The following is a 26,899-nucleotide window of genomic DNA, read 5'->3' as shown; positions in this document are numbered from 1 at the left end:
CTCTATAACCACCACATTCCTCAGAGAGCACTACACCACAAAGCGCCTATAGCAGCAATGAAGGAGTGGCAGGTCGAACGACCTGAGCTGTTTACGCAAGCTATAGTCAATCAGACGGAACCCGACAAGTATGCAAGATCTTCCGGCATCCATGGTATGGAGTAACCGCCATTATTGGACGATGTCTTATTAGTTGTAACAAACATCCCAATCTGGTCATCGGGATAGCGCTTAACAAAAGACTGCGACTTAGTCATCCCTGCCATTTCGGCATGATTCTTTACCCACGCCACTCCTCCAGCATCCTTAATTACAGGTATATATTCGTCAGCCTCACCCGAATCATTATAAGCGATCTGCCTTCCTCGAAGAGGAACCTTTGTCAAAGCAAAGGTGTGCACCCAGTCTGTCGGAACCCATAGATACCAGAAAGGCCCTGCTTTCTTGTAAACGCAGTCTGGGTCATCTTTGTCAATAATATGTCTTTCTACTTTCACCCAGTCCGAATCGAACTCATGAAGATGTGCAAGGTCACGAAAACTTCTAGCTGACTCTGGAATAATCCATGACTGGGCCTTCCTGACAAAGTGATACTGAAGACAAGGTTTGGTTGACTCGCTTCTTCCAGGCGAAGACACATAAGAGTCGGTCAACATAAACTCAAATGGATTTCGGGCATCCATCAGCCTGAACACTTCTCCAGTCTCTTCATCCTCCACAGTCAAATCAGACCCGATGATATAATCAAAAAATTCATTTACTGACAGTATGACATTTCTTCTCATATTGTCTGTTGAGAACTTTTCCAGCTCATCTCTAAATGGTTTTATATTTACTTTTTGCTTTGTTAGAAACTCCTGAGGACTTTTACTTCCATCATGCCTCTCAATATAAACTCTCACAAACCTACATAGATAGGATTTTTTCGAGCTTCCCCCCAGCGCCTGCCTCATAAACTCATCTATCTTTACGCGCCACTGCTTAAATTCCGGCAGGATAAACTCTACATTGAATGGCTCTTCTTTCCCCAAGAACTTGTACCAGTTTTTCCAGCTTTCTGCATACGCGCCTTGTGGGTCAAATGGAAATCTGGGGTCGCCGAGGTCTTTGACATACTTCTTATATTCTGACTGAGACCTTATCCCCTTCCCTTTAATCTTATAAACAACTTCTTCGTAGGTATAGAATTCTGGGATGTCAAAAAAATCATTATAGCTAACCCACTCATCCGGAAACATCCTCTCCGGATGAGCAACCAATCCCGGGACTTCCTTATATCGCTTCTTGTACTCAGAAGAGTTGCTAATCCCATGCTTCTTGCAAAGAAGCTTCATTTCGTGCAGAGAAAAATTCGCTTTAGGTAGCTTAAGAACATCCTCATCCACATTAAGCATCTTAAGCTTACGCATCTTCATCAGCAACACCTCGCATTATTTCTCTTATATCTTCATTGGTTGGCTTAATATAAACCAGGCAAGAATCAGGGCTTCTATGATGCATGGATTTTTGTATTTCAACCCGACTCAAACCAAATTTTCTAGCTCTATAACCATATGCATGCCTGTGTCCATGCTCGGTCGTGCCGAACTCTTTTTTACATACCAAGCCAATCTTTTCTACGGCTCTCTTGTGAGCGCGCTGGAAATTTTTTAAGGTTTCAGGCCCGCCATCTTTTTTAGTAAATGCAAATGGGTGGAAGCTGGCAGCAGGCTCCATTCTTTGGTATTTTAGATACTTCACCCAAACTGCTAAAAAGGTTTTCGCCATGCTAGGTGGATTAAAAATCACCTCAAAAAAACCAGCACTGCTTGTAAGAAGAGCACCTTTCCACCCTGCATGAAGCCGCTCGCTTAGCGGGTAAGAATTTCTTGGCTTATATTGCGTCTCTGCAAGAAGATATTCTCTTCTATTTTTATAATCCGGCAGTGGTGACTTCCCATACTCTGGGTGATACACCCTAACCAGTGCCTCGTCCCTTCGCTCAGGGTGCACAGTGATATCTGAAACGTAAAGGTGAAATAACTCACTCTTCCTCAACCCCCCATAGTTCATTAACATGGTCATTAGTTGATATTTGTAGTTCACTCCCCCAGAGTTGCTAAACCCTTCCTGCAAAAGAACATCCACCATGTCATCAGGAAATTTAACCACCTTATCGTTATCTATTTTAGGATCGCGATACCCTGCCACGGCTCTCGTTCGCCCAACTTCCAAATAGGCGTCCGCTCTTTTCTTTAAGTGATTGAGAAAAACATTGGCATTTCTATTATAGTATGCGCACCAATTTAACCTTTCTTCATAACCCGTTGCTTTTAAAAATGGATTTATACGAGCGGCCTCATATTCAGGCTGCCTGGCCAAATAATCCGTATAGTGTGTTATATGAAACAAAATATTGTTCACATCGAATGTTGAACGCGGGGGCCAGAACAACCCCATAGGGTCGTTACAGCTTTCATAATCAATAGTCCCTGTTACTAAAGAACGGGTGAATGATTTCAATAAGTCAATGGCTCTAATCTCGCCACTCAACGAATTTATATAAGAAATCAAAAGCCGAAGTGAAAAAACTGACCTTTCTTTCCAAGATTCACTTTTGTAACTGAACCAGGCCAAGTATCTGAGGTGGGATGCAATCACTCCACTTTCAGTATAAACAGCCGGCAACAAGTAAACATTACCGCTAGCCACATCCACGTAGCGGACTTGGACCTTATGTGCGAAGGGCATCAGATAGTACTTTTTTAGGGGTTGTTTTCATGTCTAGACCAAAAACCTTCAGTCGTCAATAAAAAACACCTTGGAAATAGTATTCGAAGGAAGGGGTTCTTTTACACCTACAACAAGAAGGCGCTCAATCAGACCATCGCCAAGATTGCCTATCTGGAGAAACGCCTGGATGAGCTGACGGTCGTCGATCGCCTGCCCGCGGATCTGGAGCGCGTCTATTTCGCGGCCTTCGTGACGCTGGAGGACGAGCAGGGAGAGGAGATGGAGATCCGCATCGTCGGCCCTGACGAGACCGACAATCCGCGCCGCTGGATCAGCGTCGATGCGCCCCTTGCCCAAACATTGCTGGGCAAGGGGCTGGATGACGAGGTGAGCGTGGCCGCACCGGGTGGTGAGACGACCTACATCATCACGGCCATCCGCTATCAGTCGCCGGAAACGTAAGCGGCGAGCTGGGCATCAGGCCGCGGGGAATCAGGCCGCAGAGGCTCAGGTCGCAGGGAATCAGCGCGCCTTGCGCGCACGATAGACCTTGAACTGGCGCGTTTCCGCGAGCACTTCAAACTCGCCGAAGGCCGCCTGCAGCAGATCGGGATACGGCAGGAAGGCATTGGCGACCAACGTCAGGGTGCCGCCGGGCATCAGGTGATCCGGTGCCTGGCTGATCAGGCGCGCCGCCGGTCCGTAATCGATATCGCGCTCATGATGGAACGGCGGATTGGCCACGATGGCCTCGAACCGCTCCCCCTCGAACGCCGCGAAGACATCGCTGAGGCGTACGTCCGCCTCAAGCCCGTTGAGCGCCAGGCTGCGACGGGTCGCCTCCACCGCGAAGGCACTGACATCGCCCGCCATCACGCGCGCACCGTGACGCGCCAGCCAGCAGCTGATGATGCCATCACCCGCCCCGATATCCAGCGCGCGCTTGTAGCCACGGGTCGGCAGGTTCTCCAGCAGCAGCGCGGTTCCCGGGTCCAGCTTGGCATTGCCATAAAGCCCCGGATGGCTGGTCAGTCGCATCTCCAGCGCCTCGAATTCGCCCCAACCTTCTGTCCATTGTCCAGCCACTGCCAGTGGAGATTCACTGCTGGCGGCCTGTTCGGGCGTCAACTCACGCGTGGCGGATGACCATAGCTGGCAACGGCGCGCGGTATCGTCCTTGCGCGCCGTCATTCCCAGCGCCTTGAGGATGCGCTCAGCGCGCTTGATGCCGCCGTTGACCTCGCCCACCACCTTGATTGGCGTACCGGCCGGCAACACCTGGCACAGCGCCACCAGCCACCACTCGCCCAGCGCGTGCGCCTTGGGCCAGAACACGATGGCACCTGCGGCTTGCGTGATGGTGTCGTCAGCTCGCGCCTCGGCGAAGGACACCGCGTGGCTGACCCGGTGCCCAGCCTCCCGCGCGGCATTCACGATGCCGGTATCATGCCCCCAGACACGCCGCTGACGATCCGATGACAGCCACCAGTCATCACGCGGCGCAGCGACCCACAGCCAATCACGGAAATCACTGTCCTGACGCTCGAGCAGCTGACAGGCGGGGGTTTGAGCAGACATGAAGACTCCAACAGGGCAAGAAGATACGGACAACGGCGAGAGCGCCGGATATCGAAACAATACGGTTGTGCAGGCGCCGCCTCAGGCTGGACGCACCAGCTCATAGTGCAGATAGCGGCCCAGATAGACGAAGGGTGGCGTGCGCCAATGCTGGCATTCGAGCGCCAGCAATTTCTGCATGTCAGCCTCGCTCAGCGGGTCGCGTGAACGCAGATAGTCGTGGAAGACGCGCAACCCGGTCAGCTCGCGCACCTCAAGCCCCGCCTCTGCGGCCCACTGACGTATCTCGCCATCGCGAAGCGGTGAGATGGGCGTCAAGCGCTTGCCGGTACCCCAGCCCGCCAGGCGCCCTTCCAGCACCTTGTCGAAATTGCCCTTGCTGACATTGGAAAACGCCAGCGCATCGCGATTGAAGACACTCAGTGACATGACACCGCCGGGCGCCAGCAACTTCGCGAGCAATGCAAACCCTTCTCGCGGATCGACCAGCCACTCCAGCACGGCGTGACACACTACCACCGGCCACTGCTGGTCAGTCACGGCGGCGAAGCCCTGCAGATCACGTCCCTCCCAGACCAATCGCCCCGCAAACGGCTCATCACTCGTCAGCGCGTCGGCTTGACCTGGCATTTGCGGATCTGACGCCGCCTGGGCCACCCGGGAGGGATCAGCCGTCGTACCAGCGGACAGCCCCTGGCCTTGCGGCGCGGCAGTGCTCAGGAAGCGTTTCGCGCGCTCACGCATCTCGCCTGAGGGTTCGACCAGCGTGAGATGGTGCCCACGCGTGAGCCACCAGTGGGCTGTCTGCCCGAGCCCCGCACCGATTTCCAATACCGGGGAAGGCGGCAAATGCGAGAAACGCTCTTCCATCAGGCGCTGGGTCAGCGCAAGACGAACACGACCGCGCTCCGTGGTGTAGAAACCACGTTCGAACTTGTCAGCCAGACCGTCGAAATGACGATCAGCGGTGGCACGGCGAACGCGGGAAGCGCCAGCACGGGACGAGGTTTTCGGCTCAGGCATGAAGAATATCTTGGCGAAGGAGAAAGAACTGACGTTGCGATGGTGCAGATAATGCCTCACTCACTCGCCAAAGGCACTTCTCGGCGCGGATGAACCGCGATCTGATGCCGCTGACGGCCCGTCGCCACGCATTTCCTCCGCCAAAGGGATCGGCGTAGAATGGCGCCTGCATCGAAGGGCCAAGGAACGGCGCATGGCGAGGAAAGCGGTCATGGGGCAGAGAAAGACCGACACTTGATCGACTTGAGCAGCCAAGGCTTCAACGTGACTGACTTGTGCACATCGACTCCACTTCCGACATAGACCTCAGCCATGACACAACGCGTCCTGCTAATCGTCCGCAAGCTCAACATCGGCGGCATCCAACGCAATACCGTCAATCTCGCCAATGTCTTGCACCGCGAAGGCCATGAGGTTCATGTACTGGTACTGAAGGGTGAACTTGAGCTCGTCCCGGATGCCGGCGTGCATCTTCATCAGGTCGACTTTGACAAGGCATTTCGCAAGACGGGCATCGGCCTGTTCTACGACCTGTTCACCCGCCTGCTGCTGACCCCCTGGATCAAGGGCTCAGGATACGTCTGGCGAGGTTATTACGGCGGTCACTACCTACGCCGTTTCGTCGCGCGCCTGGAAAAGGAATACGGCCCGCTCGATCGGGTCATCACGCGCGGCCAGGGCGCCTTCGAGACCTTCTGGTCGTGGCGCGACCCTCGCCTGTGGCAGGTGGCGGTGTCATGGCCCGGCGATCTGAAAGAGGGCTGGCGACAACGCTTCCTGTTGAGCCGCCTGTATAGCGGCAAACAGGTCGTGTGCAATACCGACAATGTGCGTCAGCAACTGGAAAACCTGCTGGACCATCACGGCATCCAGGCGGCGAGACTGGCTACCATCGGCAATGTCTGTGACCTGGATGCCATCGCCGCCATGGCAGAGGAAGAGGTGGAACTGCCCTCCCGCCCCTACGTGGTGCAGGTGTGTCGCCTCTCGGATGTCAAGCGCCAGGATGTGCTGATCAAGGCATACCTCGCCTCAGGTATCGAGGAAGACCTCGTCATCGTGGGTGATGGCCCCAAGCGGGAAGCCACCGAAGCACTGATCCGCGAGCTGGGTGTCGGCGACAGGGTCCACCTGATCGGTAGCCGCCTGAACCCCTACCCATGGATGAAGCACGCCCGCCTGTTCGTGCTCAGTTCACGCAGTGAGGCCTTCGGCATCGTGCTGGTGGAGAGCATGTGCTGTGGCACGCCATGCGTGGCACCGGATGTCCCCGGCGGCATTCGCAATGTCTTGATCCATGATCAGGCACGTCTGATCTCCGAAGACTCCATCGAGGCGCTGGCAGCCAAGATTCGCGAAGGCCTCGCCAACCCGCCAGCACTCGACTCGGACCCGGAGCTGATCGAACGCTTCCGCGATACCCGCATCATGCAGGAGTTTCTGTCCCTGCCCACTGATGCCGTGACATCAGACTCCCGCTGACACCAACGCCCTGCATTTATCGAGAGACTTTCCTGCAGGGCTTGTTCTTGCGCCTTCCTGCGACGATTGAGTGACAAAGCGATCGACAGACACGACGATGCGATGTCCAGATAAAGAGCCAGAACATTGTGAATCGAGTAATCGGACAGGAAGACCAAGTGCGACAGCTCTTGAGGCGAGCCTGAAGCCGCTCACGGCCAGGGCCGAGCACGCAACGAGCGGTACAGAAAAGACGACAAGGCGATGACGCAGAAGGCAGAACTGACAACATCGTCCATAAGGTGGGATTGCTGGCGCCCCCTGCAGGAGTCGAACCTGCGACCTGCCCCTTAGGAGGGGGCCGCTCTATCCAGCTGAGCTAAGGGGGCGTAGCGAGCGGAAGTATAAGCCATTGAAGTGGCGAGATAAACCCGGCAATTGCTGCGCCGCCTGCATCACGCTCCTGTCATCAGCTACATGCTTGAGGCACCGGATCAATAACCTGATGGCATGCTCGACGCCTGATTTCGGTGTCATGCTCCTTGACTGACTGAGACAGCCTCATGAAGCGGCCTATGTCTCAGTGATAGTAACCCACTGCGATGCGATGAATATGAGTCCAGCGTCATTCGATCGGCACTGGCGTCGATCTTCATCCGGCTCTCGAGCGCCACTCAGGCCTTTGAATCGAGCGCGTTCACTCCCACAACACTGACAGCTCAGACTTCAGATACCTGACAGCATGATCCACACGGAAGCCTCGGGCGTAGTACACACATCACGCCATTCGCCATGGAGAGCCACTCCTTGAACGCTCTGCTGCCCTTAGTGTCAGTCACACTCTGCATACTGCTATCGGGATGCGGCCCGCACTACCTTGCGGCCAATGACATCCACCAGGCTCCTTACCTTGAGGAATCCTCCACCTCATCCCATCTCGTGACCCGCGACGCCACATCGCTGGCATGGGAGTCCTGGCAACCTGCGCAGGCAACCCCTCAACGCGCCATGCTGCTTGGCCTGCACAGCTACGGCGACTTCCGGCGGGCATATGCCGATCTGGGTCCGTGGCTGGCCGGGCAAGGCATCGTGACCTACGCCTATGATCAACGCGGTTTCGGGGAGTCCTGCCAGCAAGGGCGATGGCCGGAGTCCCCGTTGCTGGTCGAGGACCTGATGGACGCCATCACGGTACTTCGCCAGCGCCATCCGAACCTCCCCTTGATCGTGGCAGGCGAAAGCATGGGCGGCTCGGTGATACTCAATGCCCTCGCCCACCACCCGGCGCTGTCGATCGATGGCAGCCTGCTCGCTGCCCCGGGCGTCCGCGGTGGCATCCGCTGGCGCTATCTTTACAACGCAGGGCTCTGGACAGCGGCGCACCTGATCCCCGCGGCCAGCGTGGAGGTGCCACGCAGGTACCCCGAAGGAGAACTTCAGCCCGTGGCCGCCAGGCGATTGGCCGAGGATTCCCGCGTCGTGCATTCCGTGCGCCTTGATGCCTATTACGGTCTGATACGTTTCACGGATCACGCCAGCGATGACATCGCGGCGCTTTCTGCTGACACACGGCTGCCACCCACCTTGCTGCTTCACGGTGATCGTGATGACACCGTGCCCCGTGTGGCCATCGAGCGGCTGGTCAACGACTGGCCGAGCGCCTCACGCGATACGCTCGAGATACATTACCTGCCCGAGGCCCCCCACCTGCTGCTGCAATGGCACGACAGTGAGCAGGTACGTGGGCGGATAGCACACTGGTTGGCCGAGATCCTGCCAGCGCGCGCTTCACAAGAATGAAAGCAAGAGTGGGAGTAAGAACGAGGCGATGGACGTGACACGCCGCGTCGTTCCGATAGCGCGTGCCCTACAAACAGCAACGCCCCGAACAGGGTTCGAGGCGTTGCTGTCTATCTATCTAACTATCGCCCCTGCGAGGGGCATGCTGGCCGCTAGCCAATGATCACTGACGCGCGGTCTTCAGGGCGTCTGCCAATTCACGGGTCAGGGCATGCACTGCCTGAGTGCCCTGCTCCGGCGTCTCGGCATTGGCCTGCAGGTCAATCAGGGCGGAACCGACCACCACGCCATCAGCGAAGCGCCCGATACGTGCTGCCTGTTCCGCGGTACGGATACCGAAGCCGACCGCGACCGGAATATCGGTATGCTCACGAATACGACCGACCTCGGCCTCGACCTTCTCGGCAGTCGGTGCCGCGCCGCCGGTCACGCCATTGCTGGAGACGTAGTAGAGGAAGCCCGAGGTGTTGGCCAGCACACCCGGCAGGCGCTCGCTGTCGGTGGTCGGTGTGGCGAGGCGAATGAAGCTGATGCCCGCTTCGCTGGCCGGGACGCACAGCTCGTCATCGTGCTCCGGCGGCAGATCGACGACGATCAGGCCGTCGACACCGGCCTCGCTCGCCTGCTCGAGAAAACGGCTCACGCCACGACGATAGATCGGGTTGTAGTAGCCCATCAGCACGATGGGGGTGTCCTGATCGCGCTTGCGGAACTCGCTGACCATCGCCAGGGTGCGGTCCATGGTCTGACCGGCCTTCAGGGCACGCTGGGTAGCATGCTGAATGGCCAGGCCATCGGCCATCGGGTCCGTGAACGGCATGCCCAGCTCGATGACATCGGCGCCGGCGTCCGCCATGCCGAGGAAGGTCGCGAGGCTGGCATCGTAGCCGGGATCGCCCGCAGTGATGTAGGTCACCAGCGCGGCACGATTCTCGGCGCGCACAGCAGCGAAACGACGGTCAAGACGGCGGCTGGCAGTAGTGTCGATAGCGGAAGTGCTCATCAATAGACTCCGAATTTGCTGGCCTGCAGGCATCGATGACACCTGCAGGCAAAGAAGACATGGGGCGCTCAGATTCGATCAGCGACTGACGAACCTGACGCCGGGCAACACGTGACAGACCCGGACTTACTCGCCGTCAGGGTTCAGGCCCAGTTCGTCGGCCAGGTGATGAGTCACGGTGGCCATGTCCTTGTCACCACGGCCGCTCAGGTTGACCACCATCAGGTGGTCCTTCGGCAGGCCCGGCGCACGCTTGATGACTTCCGCCAGCGCGTGGGAGGACTCCAGCGCCGGAATGATGCCTTCCAGACGGCACAGCATCTTGAAGGCGTCCAGCGCTTCTTGGTCGGTCGCGGCGACATATTCGGCACGCTTGATGTCATGCAACCATGCGTGTTCCGGACCGATACCCGGATAGTCGAGACCGGCGGAGATGGAGTGCGCGTCGCCGATCTGACCTTCTTCATCCTGTAGCAGGAAGGTGCGGTTGCCATGCAGTACGCCTGGCAGGCCGCCCTTGAGGCTGGCGGCATGACGCGGAGTTTCCAGGCCTTCACCAGCGGCTTCGACACCGATGATCTCGACGCTCTCGTCATCGAGGAACGGGTGGAACAGGCCCATGGCGTTGGAGCCGCCGCCGATGCAGGCGACCAGCGAATCCGGCAGACGCCCTTCCTTCTCCTGCAGCTGCACGCGGGCTTCCTGACCGATGATGGACTGGAAGTCACGCACCAGCTGCGGATACGGGTGCGGCCCGGCCACGGTACCGATGATGTAGAAGGTGTCATCGACGTTGGTGACCCAGTCACGCAGCGCCTCGTTCATGGCGTCCTTCAACGTGCCATCACCGGCGGTGACAGGCACGACCTTGGCCCCCAGCAGCTGCATGCGCTGCACATTGGGCTGCTGGCGATGGATATCGGTGGAACCCATGTAGATCACGCACTCCAGCCCGAAACGCGCCGCCACGGTGGCAGTCGCCACACCGTGCATGCCGGCACCGGTCTCGGCGATGATCCGCTGCTTGCCCATGCGGCGAGCGAGCAGTACCTGGCCCAGCGCATTGTTGATCTTGTGAGCCCCGGTATGCATCAGGTCTTCACGCTTGAGATAGATCTTGGCGCCGCCCAGCTGCTCGGTCAGGCGCTCGGCGAAATACAGCGGGCTCTGGCGACCGACATAGTCCGCGGACAGGCCAGCCAGCTCCTCGGCGAATGCCGGGTCCTGCTTGGCGGCTTCATACTCGCGCTGCAGGTGCAGGATCAACGGCATCAGCGTCTCGGCAACGAAGCGGCCGCCGAAATCACCGAAGAAACCCTTGGCATCAGGCCCTTGGCGCAGGCTGGGGGTAGCAGTCGTCTGGCTCATGCTGAACTCCTCGAATCATGTCAGTGGCTGGTCTCACATACTGCGCAAGGCATCTGCGGGGCCAGCGATATGGTGATCATCCTAGCGCTGCAGGCACTGGAAGAAAAACGATAAAATCGCCAAGATGTGTGAGAAAACCTCACATATAGTCGAGACGGTCATTGCCGCGCATCCACCCTTTCCCTGCCAATGACACGTCCAGCACTTGCTCAGGAGACACACCATGGAGCGCACCGAGCTACTGCCTCCCCTAAATGCCCTGCGTACCTTCGATGTGGCGGCTCGCCATGAGAGCGCCTCGCGCGCCGCAGAGGAACTGCATGTGACCCACGGCGCCGTCAGCCGTCAGATCCGCCAGCTGGAAGACGCACTCGGCACACGCCTGTTCGATCGTGCCGGGCGTGGCCTGACACTGACACAGGCCGGCCGTGAGCTGGCGACCGCGACCCGTCATCATCTTGGCGGTCTGGCACGCGTGTGCGGGGCACTGGCCCGCAGTGATGCGCGGGCGCCCTTCGTACTGAGCTGCCCGGGGTCGTTTCTGGCACGCTGGTTCATTCCCCGGCTGGGGGCGCTCAAGAACGCTCTGCCGGAACTCGAGCTGCACCTGACCGCCAGTGATGACAACGAAGGACTGCGCAATGGCGTGGACGGTGTCCTGCGCTTCCAGACGCCGCCCTTTGATGACGCCGATCATCAGGAAACGCATGTACTGGGCACCGAGCGCATCGGCCCTGTCCTGCGGCCCGACAGCGAGTGGCTGGGCAAGGCCTCCAGCCCCCCTTCCTCGGAGGTACTGCTGGGCCTGCCCCTGTTGCATACCCGATCACGCCCGCAAGCCTGGCCGGATTGGTGCTCACGCCAGGGGCTATCCAGTGAGGGGCTTGATTACGCGCAAGGCTTCGAGCACCTCAACTACCTGCTCGAGGCGACACTGGTCGGGCTGGGCGTCGGCATCGCGCCGGACTATCTGGTGGAGGAAGACCTGCGCAGCAAGCGCCTCGTGGCCCCCTGGGGCTTCGTCGAGACCGAGGCATGCCTGACACTGACATTGCCACAGGTCGGCCGCGCTCGTGCTCGCCATCCGCATGCCGAAGCGCTGGGCGAATGGCTCGCCCGGGAGCTGGCGACGACTCCGCCTCACTAGCCACACTTTGTGACGGGCATAAAAAAAGCCAGTCACAAGGACTGGCTTGCCCGGCCATGTATCCAAAGGATAACGCCGGAAAGATCGTGAATCCGCTCAAGGAACCATCGCAACCTGCAGCACAGGTTGGAAGCGAAGATGGGCGAACAGCCCTGCGCATTGAACGACGCAGCCATCCTCGGCAGAAATGATCGAGGAGCCATGGCAGGCTCGACTCGAAGACTTCACGTCAGGTGACCAGTCCTTATCCGAGATGGAGGACTCGAGATGAAGAGTGACGGCCTGACGCGCTTCAACTGTCAGCATCATATCTTTTAGTCCGCGAACAAAAAAGGGCCCAAACAGCAACAGACCTTTGCTGGAGAAGCACCATCAATCGCTCGCATTACGATCGGTATCAGTGACAGCCAGGGGCTGCAGCACCCTTGTCCGAGGCGAGGGCCCCCGAGGCGCGATTCGGCGGATTGTTGCCGCCGAGTAACAGACGCTGAATATCCGTGGCCGCCATCGGCTTGTAGAAGTAATAGCCCTGGATCAAGTCACAACGCATCTCGCGCAACAACTCCAGCTGCTGTTCGTTCTCGACCCCTTCCGCGACCACCTCCAGCCCGAGGCGATGACCGAGGAAGACCGTGGCCTCCATGATGGCGCGGTCCTTGGGTTCCTGGGCGCACTCGATCACGAAGGAGCGATCTATCTTGAGCGCCGTCACGGGCAACAACTTGAGATAGCTCATCGAGGAATAGCCGGTGCCGAAGTCATCGATGGCGATCTTGTAGCCACGGTCGTAGAGCGCCCGCAGGCTGTCGCGCACCTTGATATCGGCATCGATCAACACGTTCTCGGTCAGCTCGATACCGATGTCCCGCGGGGTCAGTCCGTATTCCTCGACATAGGCCTCAAGGCGGGTGAAGACGTCCGAACTGATGGCCTGGCGTCCGGAGATGTTGATGTCGATCCGGTAGCCCTTCAGTCCCATGGCACGCCATTCGGCCTGCTGACGACACGCCTGGCGGATGACCCAGTCTCCCAGACGCTCGATCAGGTTGGTGCGCTCGGCGACCTTCACGAAGTCGGAGGGCGGAATATAACCCTCGGGAGAATGCCAGCGTAGCAGCGCCTCGAAGGATTCGATGCGCTCACTGCGCGCCGCCACCTGCGGCTGATAATGCAGCGACAATTCCCCACCGCCATCCTGATTCAGCAGCGCCTGCAGACGTCCGGCCAGATGGTGCTGATGCAGCATCTCATTGCGGACTTCCTGATTGAAGAACTGATAGCCATCGCGCCCGGCCAGCTTGGCACGATGCTTGGCGACATCGGCATTGCGCACCAGCTCGGCCGCCTCGCTCCCATTCTCGGGATACAGGCTGATGCCGATGCTCATGCGCAGCAGCAACTGGCGCCCTTCGATCTCGAAGGGTCGCTGGAAGTCCTGACGAATGCGCTCGACCACCGATAGGGCATCACTCTCGTAATCCAGTCGTGGCATCGCCAGCACGAATTCATCGCCACCAAAGCGCGAGAGCAGATCTTGATTGCGCTGGAAGCCCTGCAGACGCTTGGCCACGCTACGGATGACGCGGTCACCCATCTCGTAACCGAGGGTGTCATTGATCTCGGTGAAATGATCGATATCGAGAAACAGCACCATCAGGGTGTCGTCATGACGCTGACATTCACTGAGCGCCTCACCGAGCTCGCTCTCGAAGGTCTGGCGATTGGGCAGCTCCGTCAGGGGGTCAAAACGCGTCATGTAATCCAGATCACGCTGGACCTTGCGCTCCCCCGCCAGATCGATGTCGATACAGAACATCAGCGGGTTGTCAGTGCGCTCTCCCAGCATCACATGGTGGGAAAAGACAGGCACGGGGGCGCCTGACTTGTGCTTGAGCTCAAGTTCACTGGAGGGGATCTCGATACCCTGAGAGACCCAGGCATGGTGTGCGTCCACCACGACATCTGCCATCGTCTCCGGGATCACCAGAGTTTCCAGGCATCGTCCACGAGCTTCCTGCTCGCTATAGCCGTATAGCCGCTCGCTGGCCTCGTTCCAGTAGATGACGCGGCGCTGGCTGTCATAACCCTGAACGGCGACGCGCGGCAGACTTTCCAGCAGCTCTCGAAAGCGCTGATCACTGACGGGAAGTCCCTTGCTGGTCGAGAGGCCAACCATACTCGTCTGCATGACCGCCTCCTGCGTATGCTGATGATGTGACACCTGACGCTTGCGAGATAGCATGATGCCCGCAGTTGCGCCAAGAATCACCATCAGTAACGCGGTTGGCCATCGACCCAGCATGCTCTGGCCCCACATCACCACCACCATCAACGTCAGTACCACGGCAATGGTGACGGGACGAGAGCACAATATTCCGACGGCCCTGCTGACCTGGCGGAACCCTTTAGCCATGTTGAAGGATACCTCCGCTGCCGTCCTTCGCCTGTTCGCCGGACTTCGGCGGGGCAGATCAACTCGTGACGGAATGTCACTTCGAACGAGTTCTCTCACACACAGAACGAGTTCTTGTCGTCATGAGAAAAGTCTAAGGGTCTGCTGCGCGTAAACCCAGCGTCTTGCAGCGCCTCTCGATCATTATCCTCAACGCTTCATTCAGTGCCAGACGGCCTGAACCTGCGTTGCGCGGCTCGTCTGCAAAGGGCGAAGAATAGCGCTAATGACTTACATAGTACCAGTCGATTAGATTACTCACACCTCGATATTGGCCATGTACCCATATTGATGATACTTCGCGAGATTAGCGTGTTACCGCCATGGTACGGGTTTGACTATCTCGTGCGCACCTTCCCATTCTCCTCGACGTTGCCAACGCAACACCTTCCATCTGCGCCCAAGCGCACAAAACGTCGAGGAATTTCATATGAACATCGCAAATCGTGGCGTACGTCAACTGGCCGACTCTTCCCGCAAGATCACCCTGGAACAGGGCGGCCTGGTGGAGCACTACCCGGCCCCCAAGACGGACACCGCCCCCTTGCGCCTGCCGCTTGCCTCGCAGTACTGGCCGAAGGCAGTCCACGAGGAGCTGGCACGCCAGCATTGGAGCAAGGCTTCCATCACCTCCCAGATCGACCTCGAGGCCTGGCAGGGCTTCCTGAAGGACCTGCCGCGTGACCCCTACGTCAACACCCGCTGGAAGCGCATGTCTTGGCTGCACCTGAACGACCAGCATGAGGTCGAGACGCTGGGCGAATGTCCGATGGCACAGGGCGGCAAGTTCAATGACGCCGCCAGCATGGCTGACCGTCTGCGCTATTACGCACCGCTGGAAGAGAGCTTCACCGAGCGCGAGGATGTGCGCGCCTTCGTGAAGGCCTGGGCCGACATGTGGGGTATCGGCCCACGTGAGCCTATCCTGATGCAGATCACCGGCGTGCGCGGTGATGGCACCATCGACCCTCTCCAGGGCCAGGGCATCCACGCCGATGGCTGTAAGTACCTGAGCATCCTGGTGCTCAATCGCGAGAATGTCAGCGGCGCCATCAACACCCTCTATCAGGACAAGGCAGGCAAAGAGCTGCTGACTACCACGGAACTGGCACCGGGCGAGGTCCTGCATATCCACGATGACCAGCTGTTCCACAGTGTCAGCTCCATCACCCAGGAGAACGCCGGCGAGCACTTCGAGCGCTTCATCATCATCATCAACTGCTCGTTCATCGACGAGTTCCAGAACCGCATGCTGCGTCGTCATTTCCCGGACGCCGTCCTCAACGACTGTGAGTGAGCAACGGATTGCTCGCGAGCCATCGCAGCGAGACGCATCGCAACTTGCGGCGTCGTCTCATCTGAAGCCCCGCCGCGCAGAAGCCACGATGCCGATGCCCCCCGATACGTGAAACCCTGTTCTGAGCGCCTGCATCCCTGAGCGCCCAAGCGCCAGAGTACTTGAGTATCTAAGTACCCAAGTGCCAGAGTACCTGAGTATCTAAGTACCCAAGTGCCTGAGTACCTGAGCGCCCGAGCCTCATGGCGACAGACACAGGAAAGAAGAAGGAGAACCTGCCATCAGGTGACGCACTGTCACAAGATGCGCGCCGACGAAAACGTGCATGTGCAGCACCCAGCGCCAGCCGGGCCACCGGCTGGCGCTTTCATATGCCACAGTGCGCCCGCTTCGCGCTTGCCTTGAATCATGCATCTGTCCTGTTACCCGATTCTTCCTTCTTCTCTCTTCTCTCTTCTCTCTTCTCTCTTCTCTCTTCTCTCTTCTCTCTTCTCTTCATTCTGATCTCTTCAGCCGTTCCTTGTTCTCGCTTTCTCCTCCTTCATCCCTTCCTCTTGTTCTGCTCTCCCGCACCGCCGCGCTTTGCATTACTCTGGTGTCTCGCGCTTGGCACTCTCGCCTGTCGTCGCGACGCGCTTGTTTGCATCGTCGCTGTGGCGGCGCTGCCCTCCCCTCTATAAATCAGGGACCTCTCATGACCTTTGAAAGCGGGCTGACCTTCTTCATTGCCATCTTCCTGTTTGGCATCACCCCCGGGCCTGGCATCCTGGCGCTGTTGGCGCGCGGCATGAGCCAGGGTGGCAATGCCTGCGTGCCGATGGCCGTGGGCATGAGTCTCAGTGATGTCTGCTACATGCTGGCGGCGGTGTTCGGCCTGTCGGCACTGGCCACGCATTGGGGCGAGGTCTTCGTGGTCATCCGTATCCTGGGCGCCGCCTACCTGCTCTATCTCGGCTACCAGTTATGGACGAGCTCACCGACGCTGGATGAGACTGATGCTCCCAGGTTACGCGGCAACTGGTGGAAAGGGTTTCTGCAGGGCTTTCTCATCTCGGCCTCCAACCCCAAGGTCATCCTGTTCTATATCGCCTTCCTGCCCACCTTCATGGATATCACCCAGCTGTCCGGCAGCGATATCGTGATCGCCGCCGGACTCAACCTGAGCGCATTGCTGCTGGGCGTGGTACCGGTGGGCTATCTCGCGGGCCGTGTCCGCCGCTATCTGCGCTCGGCGAAGGCGGTCAAACGCCTCAATCGCAGCGCCGGCGGCCTGATGATCGGAGCGGGCGGCTATCTGGCATTGCGCGGCTGACGCCTGAACGACACTCCATGTGACACGAGCGCCTTGCACAAACACGAACGCCTTGCACAAACAAAAACGCCCCTGCCGATTGGCAGGGGCGTTTTTGTCGAGAGGTATGGGGTGGGATTGCACAGCGCTTGCCATCAATCCACGGCGTCAGTGCACGCTGACAGCTCAAGTAAGCATCAGTTGCCTGCACTTGCCGTCCTTACTGGCGGATACCTTCGATGACCAGGTACAGATCGACGGTGGCCGCATTCGGACCAAGCTTGGATGTATCGATACCATAGTCGGCAAGCTTCAGCGTGGTAGTGCCTTCAAAGCCCTGACGGTAGCCGCCCCACGGGTCTTCACCGCCACCGATATGATCCACATCCAGGGTCACGGGCTGAGTCTGGCCGTGCAGCGTCAAGTCACCCTTCAGCTTGCCGGAACCATCGCCAGTGGACTCGAAGCCGGTCGAGGTGAAGGTCGCCGTCGGATATTGGGAGACATCCAGGAAGTCGGCCGACTTGATGTGCTTGTCGCGTTCGGCGTGGGCGCTGTCCAGGCTATCGACATCGACCTCTACCGACACCTTCGCATCTTCCGGCTTGCCTTGGTCATAGGAGAAATCACCGCTGAACTCCTTGAACTGCCCCAGCACGTAGGAATAGCCCAGATGGCTGATCTTGAACTGGATGAAGGCGTGCTGGCCATCGGTATCGATCGTGTAATCGGAGGCCTGTGCCTGACCCGCCATCAGCGGCAACGACGCCGCCATGAGACCTGCCACCAGTGACTTGCCGAGGAAGGATGTCTTGTTCATGTTGGTGCTCCTTATGAGGTTTCGTCACATCTGGCGTTCGAGCGTACCCAACGCCTTCCTTTTCGTCAGCGCAGCGGCCGAATCATGCGCCGCAACGTGTCCTGCCCATCCAGCAGGTGATGCTTGAATGCTGCCGCCGCATGCCCCAGCGACAGGATGATCAGCACACAGGCAGCATACCAATGCACCTCACCTGCCAGCGATGCCTGATCCTTCAGCCCCGAGATCACTGCTGGCACCTCGAAAAGATCGAATACCTTGATGCCACGCCCGTCAGCGGTGGAAATGAGGTAACCCGAGATCATCACCACCAGCATCAGCACGTAGAGCAGCACATGCCCGACCAGCGCAGCGCGCTGCTCATTGCGCGTACCATGAGCCTGCGGGGTCGTCTGGCGCCAGCGCCAGGCAAGCCGCGCCAGCGTCAGTACCAGCAATATCACCCCGACCGAGCGATGCCACCACGGGCCGAGCTGATACCAGGCATCGTAATAGCCAAGCGACGTCATCCACCAGCCCAGCGCGAAGAGCCCGACGATGGCCAGCGCCGACAGCCAATGCATCACGATGACAGGCCAGCCCCAGCCCCGTCGAGAGTTACGCCACATGAAGTGCTCCTGATGACAGTCTCCACCTGACCATCGAGCTGGCAGGTTCTTTGAGCAAGAGCTTAACCAGTGCCCGGACGGACGCCAACCCTTGCGGGCAACACCGGGGGAAATTGTCCAGAGACACCAACGCCCGGCAGAACCGGGCGTTGGTATGCAAAGCAGGCGTTACGGGGCTCAGCTCGCGAGACGATCAAGCCCGCGCGCCAGATCACGCTTGATGTCATCGAGATCTTCCAGACCGACGGCAATACGCAGCAGGCCCTCTTCGATGCCGGCGGCCGCTTTCTGGTCATCGCTGAGGCGACCGTGAGTCGTGGTGGCCGGGTGCGTGATGGTGGTCTTCACGTCACCCAGGTTGCCGGTGATCGACAGGATGCGCGTCGCATCGACCACAGACCAGGCCGCCTCGCGGCCGCCCTTGACCACCACTCCCAGCACTGCACCGAAGGCCTTCTGCTGGGCCTTGGCCAGTTCATGCTGCGGATGACCCTCAAGCCCGGAGTAATGCACCCGCTCGATGGCCGGATGCGCCTCCAGCCAATGTGCCAGTGTCAGCGCGCGTGCACAGTGGGCTTCCATGCGAATGTTCAGCGTCTCCAGGCCCTTGAGGAAGACCCAGGCGTTGAAGGGGCTCAGACACGGCCCGCAGGTCCGCACCACGCCATAGACCTCCTCCATCAACGAGGAGCTTCCGACCACGGCGCCACCCAGCGTCCGGCCCTGACCATCGAGATACTTGGTGGCGGAGTGGATGACGATATCGGCACCCAGCGTCAGCGGGCGCTGCAGGGCCGGCGTACAGAAGCAGTTGTCGATGGCGAGCCAGGCATCATTCTCATGGGCCAGCGCCGCCAATGCCTTGATATCGCCGAGCTCGGATAGCGGATTGGACGGCGTCTCGGCGAACAACAGCTTGGTGGCCGGCGTGATCGCCTCGCGCCAGGCGTCCAGATCCTTCAGTTCGACGAAGCGGGTGGTGATGCCCAGCTTGCCGAAGTACTTGGTGAACAGGCTGACACTCGAGCCGAAGATGGAACGCGATGCGACAATTTCATCACCGGATTCCAGCAATGCCAGCACGGTGGACATGATCGCGGCCATGCCGGAACTGGTCGCCACGCAACGCTCACCGCCTTCCATCGCCGCCAGGCGCTCCTCAAAGAAGCGCACCGTCGGATTGGTGAAGCGCGAGTAGATGTTGCCAGCTTCATCGCCCCCGAACTTGGCCGCGGCCTCAGCGGCACTGCCATAGACGAAGCTTGAGGTAGTGTAGATGGGCTCGCCGTGTTCCTGCTCGGCACCGCGCAGGTGACCGGCACGGATGGCGAGCGTCTCGAGGCCCAGCTCATCGCGGGAAAGACCGGCGCGGGAAAGATTGTCGTCGTGCATGGTGTCCAGTACCTCTACTGATGGAATCTACTGCCCTGTGAATCACGATCCAGCGTCACGCGCCGCTGTGACATGTCGCGTCTTCAACATTTCGGTCGCGTCGACAGCAAGGAGAAGGAAAAGCGATGCGCCAATGTTACCGGTTTTGAACGCGCAACGGGCCCCGGATTTCTCCGGAGCCCGTTGCGGTTCGCTCATCGCGTGATTGCCTGCCGAGGATGACAGGCAGCCGGATCAGTCGATATCTTCCGAATCGTTGTGCAGATCCACCACCGCGTGGGTCTCGCCAGCGCTCTTGGCGCCATCATTGCGCGAGGCACGCAGGTCGTTCAGATAGGCTTCGTCGATATCGCCGGTCACGTAGACACCGTCGAACACGGAGCAATCGAACTCATCCAGCGCCGGATTGACTTCACGACAGGCGTCCTTCAGGTCATCGAGGTCCTGATAGAACAGACGGTCAGCGCCGATCAGGTCCGTGATCTCCTTCTCGGTACGGCCATGGGCGATCAGCTCTTCCGCCGCCGGCATGTCAATGCCGTAGACGTTGGGGTAGCGAACCGCCGGGGCTGCCGAGGCGAAGTAGACATTCTTGGCGCCCGCTTCACGCGCCATCTGGATGATCTCGTTGCAGGTGGTGCCGCGTACGATGGAATCATCCACCAGCAGCACGTTCTTGCCGGCAAACTCGATATCGATGGCATTGAGCTTCTGACGCACCGACTTCTTGCGCAGTGTCTGACCCGGCATGATGAAGGTACGGCCGATATAGCGATTCTTCATGAAGCCTTCGCGGTAAGTCACTCCCAGATGCTGGGCCAGCTCGAGGGCGGAGGTGCGCGAGGTATCGGGGATCGGAATCACGACATCGATGTCCTGTTCCGGCCATTCACGCACGATCTTGTCGGCCAGCTTCTCGCCCATGCGCATGCGGGTGCCATAGACGTAGGCGCCGTCGAGCAGGGAGTCAGGACGCGCCAGGTAGACGTGTTCGAAGATGCAAGGCTTGAGGACTGGGTCATCCGCGCACTGCAGGGTGTGCAGCTCACGCTCCATATCGATGAATACCGCTTCGCCCGGGGCAAGATCACGGATCAGCTCGAAGCCGGCGACGTCGAGCGCCACGGACTCGGAGGCGATCATGTACTCGACGCCTTCGGCGGAGTCACGCTTGCCGAAACACGCCGGACGGATACCGTACGGATCACGGAAAGCGACCAGGCCAGTGCCGTTGATGATCGAGACAGCCGCGTAGCCGCCCTTGCAGCGACGATGCACACGACGCACGGCATCGAACACATCACCGGCGCCCAGACGCATGCCCTGCTTGCCCAGCTCGTGCGCGAAGACGTTGAGCAGCACTTCCGAATCGGAGCTGGTGTTGATGTGACGCAGATCAGAAGAGAACAACTCCTGCTTGAGCTGGTCGGAGTTGGTCAGGTTGCCGTTGTGCGCCAGCGTGATGCCGTAAGGCGAGTTGACATAGAACGGCTGTGACTCCGCCTCGCTGGAGGAACCGGCGGTCGGGTAGCGAACATGGCCGATCCCCATGTTGCCCTTGAGACGCTGCATGTGACGAGTGCGGAAGACATCACGCACCAGACCATTGCTCTTGCGCAGCAGGAAACGACCTTCGTGCCAGGTCATCATGCCCGCGGCATCCTGCCCGCGGTGCTGCAATACGGTCAGCGCGTCATACAGCGCCTGGTTGACCGAGGCGTTGGCCATCAAACCTACAATCCCGCACATCCCGTCATTACCTCACTAATACACACTTGGATAGGGAAGCGCACGCTGGCGGCTGCCGGCGCCCGTCCATATGGCAATATGAGTGCTCACACGGCGCAATTGTCAGGCCTGCCCCCCATGCAGGCAACACCTGACCGATGGGTCAACCCCTTCGACTGGCCGGCATGAGGCTTCAGCAACACGTGCCGAATGCTGAAAACGACAACGCCGGGCCACGATGCCCGGCGCTGAAAATCCTGCCTGTCACTACTCATCACCCGCATTGCGGCTTGTGGCCTCGTCAGCGGTGTTGCCCCTGAGCAACGCCTCCAGCGAGGGCTGGTCCTGCGTGGCATCCTGGCGCGTGAACGACTGCAGCGCCTGCTGGCTGAGGCTGTCGCTCAACGCACGCCCTTCTCGCTGGGCGCTGTCGATCAGACCGCTGGCCTGCTGCTTGAGCCGGGTGCCGCTGGTGGAATCCGGCAGCGACACGCTCTGGCCCCAGTCACCGCCCGTATCCCATTCACGATAGCGAGCCAAAGACCAGTCGCGCAGCTGCTCAAGCGTCGGCCGCAACTGCGCGGCCTGCCAGTCGGCGCTGTCACGCAGGGGGGTCAGCCCCACCACGGCGGTGATCAGCACCAGTATGACCGCCGCACGCAAGGCACCGAACACACCGCCGAGCAGACGATTGAAGCCGCCCATGCCGACTGCATGAATCAAGCGTTCCAGCAGGCGCAGCATCAGCCCCCAGATCAACACACTCGCGATCACCACCAGCACGAAGCCGACTGCGGTGCGAATGCCCGGCGAGACGATCACCTCATCGAGCAGGCCACCCACCTCGGCGCCGAATTGGCGTGCCGCAACCAGAGCCACCAGCCAGCCCGCCAGGCCCAGGGCCTCGCTGAGCAGGCCCCGCATTAGCCCCAGCAGTACCGAGATCCCGATCAGGCCCAGACATAGCCAATCGATCCAGACCAGCTCGTTCACTCACCCTCCTTGCGTCGTACCAGCAGGCCCTTGATATTAACCTGCTGCTGCAGGCGCGAGCGTGCGGACTCACCGATCTCGGAGGACTTATACGGACCGACGAAGACAACGGTCAACTTGCTGCCACGCGGAATCCGGTATGCCGCGAACCCCTTGCCCTGCAGTTCCTTCTGGAGACGCTCGGCGTTGGCCGGGTCACCGAAGCTGCCGACCTGCACGGCCCAGCCACCGGCGGAAGACGACGGCGCATTCGAGGCCACCGCAGGCTTCGGTTCAGGCTTGGGCGCGGGCTTGGGTTCAGCCTTGGGCTCCGGCTTGGCAGCGGGTGCCGGTTCCGGCTTTGGCTTTGACTGCGGCTCGCTGCTGGCCACAGAGCGGGTCGGCGACAACTGCTCGGCCTCGGCGACACGGCTTGGGGACTCGGAACCGCTGTCACTGCCAGCACCCGGGTCACTGTCCCGCACCTTGCCGTTGCTGTCGACGAAGGTGATCGGCACATCCGTGCCGATCTTCAGCTCGCTGGGCGGCTGCGGCTCATCGACGTTGGAGCGATCGATATCCACCGGTTTGCCAAGCGTCATCACCGGACTCGGGCGCTCATCACGGGCCGGCGGCTCATCGAAGAGCATCGGGATGAAGATCACCCCCAACGCCAGCAGGATGACCGCACCGCTGATTCGCTCGCGTTTGCCATATTTCATTGTGACATCTCCCTTGCACCCGAAATCCCGGACCCGCCGCCGGCCTGCATCAGGCCTGGGCGTCGAGCCACATCAATGCTTCACCGACCGTGAAGAAGGAACCACAGACCAATACTTCTCCAGCGCTCGTCTCGCGTGCCAGCCATTCGGCTGCGGCGGTGACCGTCTCGCACTCCGCCAGCACCTCACCACCACAGTGGCGGACCACGGCGGCAAGCTCATTGGCCTGGCGACTACGTTCGCCATCCAGGGTGGCGACGACGAAGCCGTCCACCACCGGCGCCAGCGCCTGAATCACGCCAGCGGCATCCTTGTCGCCCAGCATGGCGAGCAATGCCCGCCGCGGCTGGGTGGCAGAATTCCGCGCGCAACGCAGGTCATGAGCGGCAAGACGACTGGCCAGATAACTCGCGGCATGCGGGTTATGACCGACATCCAGACACCAGTCACGCCCGTGGCGGGTCAGCCACTGCATGCGCCCCTTGAGCTTGACGCTCGCCATGGCCTGCCGCACGCATTCGGCGTTGAGCTCGATACCGGCCTCGACCAGCGCATTCAGCGCACTGGCCGCATTGTCGCGCGGCAAGCCCGGATCTGGCAGCGCATCGAATGTCAGCGCCGGCGCCGACAGGCGCTGCCATTGCCATCGCGAGGTAGCCGAATTGCTCGTACTGCCATCCAGGCTGCTATTTGAACTGCTACCCACAAGGTCAGCCGCGGCCTGCCAGCGAAAGTCCTGCCACAGCACCTGCGGCGTGACGCCCAGTGAGCGAGCGTGCGCCGCGCAACTGGACGGCAGCACATCCGAGCCGAACACGGCCGACTTGCCGGCGCGCAGAATACCGGCCTTCTCGAAGCCGATGTTCTCGAGATCGGTGCCAAGAAACGCGGCATGGTCCTGTGCGACCGTGATGATCATCGCGACATCACAATCGATGATGTTGACGGCGTCCAGACGCCCGCCCAGGCCGACCTCCAGAATCGCGAGCTGCGGCTGCTGCTGAGCGATCAACCACAGCCCTGCCAGTGTACCGGCCTCGAAGTAGGTCAGGCTGATCACGCCCTCGTCATCCACCGGCTCACCACTGGCTGACAGCCCGGAGTGGCGCGCGGAATCGACCTGCTCGAAGGCCGTGACCAATGCGGCATCATCGACGTCGTGACCATTGAAGCTCAGACGCTCGTTGTAATGCAGCAGGTGGGGAGAGGTATAGGTGGCGGTGCTCAGCCCATGGGCACGCCCCAGCGCCTCGAGCATGGCAACCGTCGATCCCTTGCCGTTGGTGCCCGCCACGGTAATGATGCGGCCACCGAGTCGACGCGCGCCCGCCCCGACCAGACCGAGACGCCTGGCCACGCACAGCACTCGGGCAAGGCCCATATCGATACTGACGGGGTGCTGATGCTCGAGGCGCGTCAGCCACTCATCCAGCGAGAGGCCGCGCGGCACAGCATCATGCAGAGGGGAAAGCTGCCACGAAGCGGCATCCAGCGGAGGGAGTGAGGAAGACTGCAGCACCTCGTCGGTGCTGCAGCTTGCCGGGGCGGAGCCCTGCTCAGCCATCGCGACGTTCGCCTTGCGGCTTCTCGCTGGTAAAGGTCTCGTCGAGCACGCTGTCCACGGCGGAGCGCGGCTCGGCCGGTGCTTCGACAGGCGCATCCGCCTCGACGGATTCTTCTTCGACGACCGCATCCGCGACCGGCAGGTTGGCGGCGTTGACCGGCATGCCCTGCAGCTTGAGCAGGATGCTGGACAGGCGCTCACGCATCTCGCGACGGTGGATGATCATGTCGACGGCGCCATGCTCGAGCAGGAACTCGGAGCGCTGGAAGCCTTCCGGCAGCTTCTCGCGCACGGTCTGCTCGATGACACGCGGACCGGCAAAGCCGATCAGGGCATTCGGCTCGGCGACATTCAGGTCACCCAGCATCGCCAGCGACGCAGAGACGCCACCGAAGACCGGATCGGTCAGCACGCTGATGTACGGCACGCCAGCCTGCTTGAGCTTTTCAAGCGCCGCGGAGGTCTTGGCCATCTGCATCAGGGAGAACAAGGCTTCCTGCATGCGAGCACCACCTGAGGCGGCAAAGCAGACCAGCGGAATGTTCTCGGCCAGCGCAAGCTCTGCTGCACGCACGAACTTCTCGCCGACGATGGCACCCATGGAGCCACCCATGAAGCTGAACTCGAAGGCCACGGCCACGACCGGCTGACCGGAGAGAGCACCGCGCATGGCGACCAGTGCATCCTTCTCGGAGGTCTGCTTCTGGGCAGCGCTCAGGCGATCCTTGTACTTCTTGGAGTCGCGGAACTTGAGGCGATCGACCGGCTCGAGATCCGCCGCGATTTCCTCGCGACCTTCGCTGTCGAGGAACCAGGACAGACGCGCACGCGCAGTGAGACGCAGGTGGTGGTCACACTTGGGGCAGACGTTGTCGTGCTTGGTCAGCTCCGGAAGGTACAGGACTGCTTCGCACTTGGGGCATTTACGCCACAGGCCGTCAGGAATGGAGGTACGCCGATCCTTGCGTTGGATACGGCTCATTGACGGCACAATCTTGTCAAGCCAGCTCATGGTTGGGAGGCTTCCGTTTTGCTGCTGTTCTGGGCACCGCTCGACGACTGTCGGCGGCCATGCGAGTTGGCACATATTCCAGAGCGTTCACGCCCCGGCAATATGGCGGGCAGCTACCATCACAGGGCAGTGCCAATGGAAAAGACCGTGCAACCCATTGGTCGTACGGCCACTTTTCCGAATTCTGGAGGTCATTGTAGCGGCTTCGCCCCCCTTGCGGGTAGTGCGAGATGCCAATTGAGCGTTGCGGCCCTCGCCGCCCGGGACGAAAGCAACGCAAGGGTCGCAACGCTTGCCGGCAAATCAGCGCTGCTGGCGGACTGCCTGACAGAATGCCTGCATGCGCTCGGCACTCTTCTCGCCGGGCGCGGCTTCCACACCACCGGAGACATCGACCGCGTAAGGGGCGACCTGCGCCACCGCTGCGGCGACATTGCCTGACTCGAGACCACCGGCCAGGATGACCGGCAGCGGCAGATCGGCCGGGATGCGCGACCAGTCGAAGGTCTCGCCGGTGCCACCGGGCACGCCAGGACGATAGGCATCCAGCAGCAAGCCACGCGCGTCATGGTAGCGCGCCGCCTCCGCGTCGAGATCGATCCCGTCACGCATGCGCAACGCCTTGATATAGGGCCGCCCAGCCGCTCGGCACTGCTCTGGCGTCTCATTGCCATGCAACTGGAGAAGATCGAGGTGCGGTGCCGCTGCGGCAATCTCTTCGCCGCTGGCATCCACGAACAGGCCGACCCGCGTCACGAAGGCCGGTACGCACGCGGCAAGCTCGGCCAATCGCACCACATCGACCGCACGCTTGCTGCCCGGCCACAGCACGAAACCCAGCGCATCGGCACCTGCCGCCACGGCGTCGCGGATATCCTGCTCACGTGTCAGGCCACAGATCTTGATCCGGGTACGCTGGCTCGCTCGAGCGCTCATCTCGATCATGGGA

Annotated in this window: 22 protein-coding genes and 1 tRNA gene; 6 read left to right on the top strand and 17 right to left on the bottom strand. The window is 60.1% G+C overall.

Annotation, left to right across the window (positions count from 1 at the left end):
- Positions 1-110: 110 nt before the first annotated feature.
- Together NH396_RS07890 and gmtY are read right to left on the bottom strand one after the other, a co-directional pair.
- Positions 111-1,415 (bottom strand): VPA1269 family protein, encoded by a 1,305-nt coding sequence (locus NH396_RS07890; RefSeq protein ID WP_253062721.1) that lies wholly within the window; start codon positions 1,413-1,415, stop codon positions 111-113.
- Positions 1,402-2,730 carry a gamma-mobile-trio recombinase GmtY gene (gene gmtY / locus NH396_RS07885; protein WP_152478282.1) on the bottom strand — a complete coding sequence of 443 codons (1,329 nt, stop codon included), beginning with the start codon at positions 2,728-2,730 and terminating at the stop codon, positions 1,402-1,404. The genes NH396_RS07890 and gmtY overlap by 14 nt, the downstream gene beginning before the upstream one ends.
- A gap of 81 nt (positions 2,731-2,811) precedes the next feature.
- On the opposite strand from gmtY, the gene NH396_RS07880 reads away from it, so the two are divergent.
- Positions 2,812-3,174 (top strand): GreA/GreB family elongation factor, encoded by a 363-nt coding sequence (locus tag NH396_RS07880; protein ID WP_253062758.1) that lies wholly within the window; start codon positions 2,812-2,814, stop codon positions 3,172-3,174.
- 60 nt (positions 3,175-3,234) lie between these two features.
- On the opposite strand, the gene NH396_RS07875 is transcribed toward NH396_RS07880, so the two are convergent.
- Both NH396_RS07875 and NH396_RS07870 read right to left on the bottom strand, forming a co-directional pair.
- Positions 3,235-4,290 carry a methyltransferase gene (locus NH396_RS07875; RefSeq protein ID WP_176676584.1) on the bottom strand — a complete coding sequence of 352 codons (1,056 nt, stop codon included), beginning with the start codon at positions 4,288-4,290 and terminating at the stop codon, positions 3,235-3,237.
- Positions 4,291-4,371: 81 nt separating this feature from the next.
- The gene (locus NH396_RS07870; RefSeq protein ID WP_176676583.1) at positions 4,372-5,313 is read right to left on the bottom strand and encodes a methyltransferase domain-containing protein; all 942 of its coding nucleotides are present in this window, start codon (positions 5,311-5,313) and stop codon (positions 4,372-4,374) included.
- 312 nt (positions 5,314-5,625) lie between these two features.
- Between NH396_RS07870 and NH396_RS07865 the strand changes: the two genes are divergently transcribed.
- Positions 5,626-6,795 (top strand): glycosyltransferase, encoded by a 1,170-nt coding sequence (locus NH396_RS07865; protein ID WP_176676582.1) that lies wholly within the window; start codon positions 5,626-5,628, stop codon positions 6,793-6,795.
- A gap of 291 nt (positions 6,796-7,086) precedes the next feature.
- On the opposite strand, the gene NH396_RS07860 is transcribed toward NH396_RS07865, so the two are convergent.
- Positions 7,087-7,163, bottom strand: a tRNA-Arg gene (locus NH396_RS07860).
- A 418-nt stretch (positions 7,164-7,581) separates the two neighbouring features.
- On the opposite strand from NH396_RS07860, the gene NH396_RS07855 reads away from it, so the two are divergent.
- Positions 7,582-8,574 carry an alpha/beta fold hydrolase gene (locus NH396_RS07855; protein ID WP_253062719.1) on the top strand — a complete coding sequence of 331 codons (993 nt, stop codon included), beginning with the start codon at positions 7,582-7,584 and terminating at the stop codon, positions 8,572-8,574.
- A 163-nt stretch (positions 8,575-8,737) separates the two neighbouring features.
- On the opposite strand, the gene trpA is transcribed toward NH396_RS07855, so the two are convergent.
- Together trpA and trpB are read right to left on the bottom strand one after the other, a co-directional pair.
- A complete protein-coding gene (trpA, locus tag NH396_RS07850) occupies positions 8,738-9,577 on the bottom strand; it encodes a tryptophan synthase subunit alpha (protein WP_176676532.1) in 840 nt (279 codons plus the stop codon).
- Between the two features lie 126 nt (positions 9,578-9,703).
- A complete protein-coding gene (trpB, locus tag NH396_RS07845) occupies positions 9,704-10,945 on the bottom strand; it encodes a tryptophan synthase subunit beta (RefSeq protein ID WP_176676531.1) in 1,242 nt (413 codons plus the stop codon).
- A gap of 223 nt (positions 10,946-11,168) precedes the next feature.
- On the opposite strand from trpB, the gene NH396_RS07840 reads away from it, so the two are divergent.
- Positions 11,169-12,092, top strand: coding sequence for a LysR family transcriptional regulator (locus tag NH396_RS07840; protein ID WP_176676530.1), 924 nt, complete (start codon positions 11,169-11,171; stop codon positions 12,090-12,092).
- 397 nt (positions 12,093-12,489) lie between these two features.
- Here the strand turns inward: NH396_RS07840 and NH396_RS07835 are convergent, their stop codons facing one another.
- Positions 12,490-14,280 carry an EAL domain-containing protein gene (locus tag NH396_RS07835; protein WP_253062717.1) on the bottom strand — a complete coding sequence of 597 codons (1,791 nt, stop codon included), beginning with the start codon at positions 14,278-14,280 and terminating at the stop codon, positions 12,490-12,492.
- Between the two features lie 694 nt (positions 14,281-14,974).
- Between NH396_RS07835 and NH396_RS07830 the strand changes: the two genes are divergently transcribed.
- Positions 14,975-15,841, top strand: a complete 867-nt coding sequence (locus tag NH396_RS07830) for a 2OG-Fe dioxygenase family protein (RefSeq protein WP_176676529.1) — start codon at positions 14,975-14,977, stop codon at positions 15,839-15,841.
- A 694-nt stretch (positions 15,842-16,535) separates the two neighbouring features.
- A complete protein-coding gene (locus NH396_RS07825) occupies positions 16,536-17,153 on the top strand; it encodes a LysE family translocator (RefSeq protein ID WP_176676528.1) in 618 nt (205 codons plus the stop codon).
- A gap of 199 nt (positions 17,154-17,352) precedes the next feature.
- Here NH396_RS07825 and NH396_RS07820 read toward each other — a convergent pair whose 3' ends face one another.
- From NH396_RS07820 to NH396_RS07780, 9 genes are all read right to left on the bottom strand, one after another.
- Entirely contained in the window at positions 17,353-17,952 is a 600-nt protein-coding gene (locus NH396_RS07820) for a YceI family protein (protein ID WP_043336921.1), read from the bottom strand.
- 65 nt (positions 17,953-18,017) lie between these two features.
- Positions 18,018-18,560 carry a cytochrome b gene (locus NH396_RS07815; protein ID WP_176676527.1) on the bottom strand — a complete coding sequence of 181 codons (543 nt, stop codon included), beginning with the start codon at positions 18,558-18,560 and terminating at the stop codon, positions 18,018-18,020.
- 177 nt (positions 18,561-18,737) lie between these two features.
- Positions 18,738-19,952 (bottom strand): O-succinylhomoserine sulfhydrylase, encoded by a 1,215-nt coding sequence (locus NH396_RS07810; RefSeq protein WP_176676526.1) that lies wholly within the window; start codon positions 19,950-19,952, stop codon positions 18,738-18,740.
- A 234-nt stretch (positions 19,953-20,186) separates the two neighbouring features.
- Positions 20,187-21,701: an amidophosphoribosyltransferase gene (gene purF / locus NH396_RS07805; RefSeq protein WP_176676525.1), complete on the bottom strand. Its 1,515-nt coding sequence runs from the start codon at positions 21,699-21,701 to the stop codon at positions 20,187-20,189.
- A gap of 246 nt (positions 21,702-21,947) precedes the next feature.
- Positions 21,948-22,673: a CvpA family protein gene (locus NH396_RS07800; protein ID WP_176676524.1), complete on the bottom strand. Its 726-nt coding sequence runs from the start codon at positions 22,671-22,673 to the stop codon at positions 21,948-21,950.
- Positions 22,670-23,374, bottom strand: a complete 705-nt coding sequence (locus NH396_RS07795) for an SPOR domain-containing protein (RefSeq protein ID WP_176676523.1) — start codon at positions 23,372-23,374, stop codon at positions 22,670-22,672. Before NH396_RS07795 ends, NH396_RS07800 begins: the two co-directional genes overlap by 4 nt.
- A gap of 49 nt (positions 23,375-23,423) precedes the next feature.
- A complete protein-coding gene (locus NH396_RS07790) occupies positions 23,424-24,938 on the bottom strand; it encodes a bifunctional folylpolyglutamate synthase/dihydrofolate synthase (RefSeq protein ID WP_176676522.1) in 1,515 nt (504 codons plus the stop codon).
- On the bottom strand, positions 24,931-25,950 hold the full coding sequence (accD, locus tag NH396_RS07785) for an acetyl-CoA carboxylase, carboxyltransferase subunit beta (protein WP_176676521.1): 1,020 nt from the start codon (positions 25,948-25,950) through the stop codon (positions 24,931-24,933). Before accD ends, NH396_RS07790 begins: the two co-directional genes overlap by 8 nt.
- 303 nt (positions 25,951-26,253) lie before the next feature.
- Complete coding sequence (locus NH396_RS07780; protein ID WP_253062715.1) at positions 26,254-26,895, bottom strand: phosphoribosylanthranilate isomerase; 642 nt, start codon at positions 26,893-26,895, stop codon at positions 26,254-26,256.
- Between the last annotated feature and the right edge of the window lie 4 nt (positions 26,896-26,899).

The sequence above is a fragment of the Cobetia sp. Dlab-2-AX genome, assembly GCF_024124625.1.
Taxonomy (GTDB): domain Bacteria; phylum Pseudomonadota; class Gammaproteobacteria; order Pseudomonadales; family Halomonadaceae; genus Cobetia.
The sequence above is the reverse complement of the archived record's forward strand: the minus strand, read 5'-3'. Positions and strand labels throughout refer to the sequence as shown.

Excerpts from the sequence above, each read along its gene's own strand:
- NH396_RS07875 (WP_176676584.1), bottom strand. The coding sequence starts at position 4,290 with ATGTCTGCTCAAACCCCCGCCTGTCAGCTGCTCGAGCGTCAGGACAGT.
- NH396_RS07865 (WP_176676582.1), top strand. The coding sequence starts at position 5,626 with ATGACACAACGCGTCCTGCTAATCGTCCGCAAGCTCAACATCGGCGGC.
- NH396_RS07820 (WP_043336921.1), bottom strand. The coding sequence starts at position 17,952 with ATGAACAAGACATCCTTCCTCGGCAAGTCACTGGTGGCAGGTCTCATG.
- NH396_RS07780 (WP_253062715.1), bottom strand. The coding sequence starts at position 26,895 with ATGATCGAGATGAGCGCTCGAGCGAGCCAGCGTACCCGGATCAAGATC.
- accD (WP_176676521.1), bottom strand. The coding sequence starts at position 25,950 with ATGAGCTGGCTTGACAAGATTGTGCCGTCAATGAGCCGTATCCAACGC.
- NH396_RS07830 (WP_176676529.1), top strand. The coding sequence starts at position 14,975 with ATGAACATCGCAAATCGTGGCGTACGTCAACTGGCCGACTCTTCCCGC.
- purF (WP_176676525.1), bottom strand. The coding sequence starts at position 21,701 with ATGTGCGGGATTGTAGGTTTGATGGCCAACGCCTCGGTCAACCAGGCG.
- trpB (WP_176676531.1), bottom strand. The coding sequence starts at position 10,945 with ATGAGCCAGACGACTGCTACCCCCAGCCTGCGCCAAGGGCCTGATGCC.
- NH396_RS07835 (WP_253062717.1), bottom strand. The coding sequence starts at position 14,280 with ATGCAGACGAGTATGGTTGGCCTCTCGACCAGCAAGGGACTTCCCGTC.
- NH396_RS07890 (WP_253062721.1), bottom strand. The coding sequence starts at position 1,415 with ATGAAGATGCGTAAGCTTAAGATGCTTAATGTGGATGAGGATGTTCTT.
- NH396_RS07795 (WP_176676523.1), bottom strand. The coding sequence starts at position 23,374 with ATGAAATATGGCAAACGCGAGCGAATCAGCGGTGCGGTCATCCTGCTG.
- trpA (WP_176676532.1), bottom strand. The coding sequence starts at position 9,577 with ATGAGCACTTCCGCTATCGACACTACTGCCAGCCGCCGTCTTGACCGT.
- NH396_RS07815 (WP_176676527.1), bottom strand. The coding sequence starts at position 18,560 with ATGTGGCGTAACTCTCGACGGGGCTGGGGCTGGCCTGTCATCGTGATG.
- NH396_RS07825 (WP_176676528.1), top strand. The coding sequence starts at position 16,536 with ATGACCTTTGAAAGCGGGCTGACCTTCTTCATTGCCATCTTCCTGTTT.
- NH396_RS07870 (WP_176676583.1), bottom strand. The coding sequence starts at position 5,313 with ATGCCTGAGCCGAAAACCTCGTCCCGTGCTGGCGCTTCCCGCGTTCGC.
- NH396_RS07840 (WP_176676530.1), top strand. The coding sequence starts at position 11,169 with ATGGAGCGCACCGAGCTACTGCCTCCCCTAAATGCCCTGCGTACCTTC.
- gmtY (WP_152478282.1), bottom strand. The coding sequence starts at position 2,730 with ATGCCCTTCGCACATAAGGTCCAAGTCCGCTACGTGGATGTGGCTAGC.
- NH396_RS07790 (WP_176676522.1), bottom strand. The coding sequence starts at position 24,938 with ATGGCTGAGCAGGGCTCCGCCCCGGCAAGCTGCAGCACCGACGAGGTG.
- NH396_RS07810 (WP_176676526.1), bottom strand. The coding sequence starts at position 19,952 with ATGCACGACGACAATCTTTCCCGCGCCGGTCTTTCCCGCGATGAGCTG.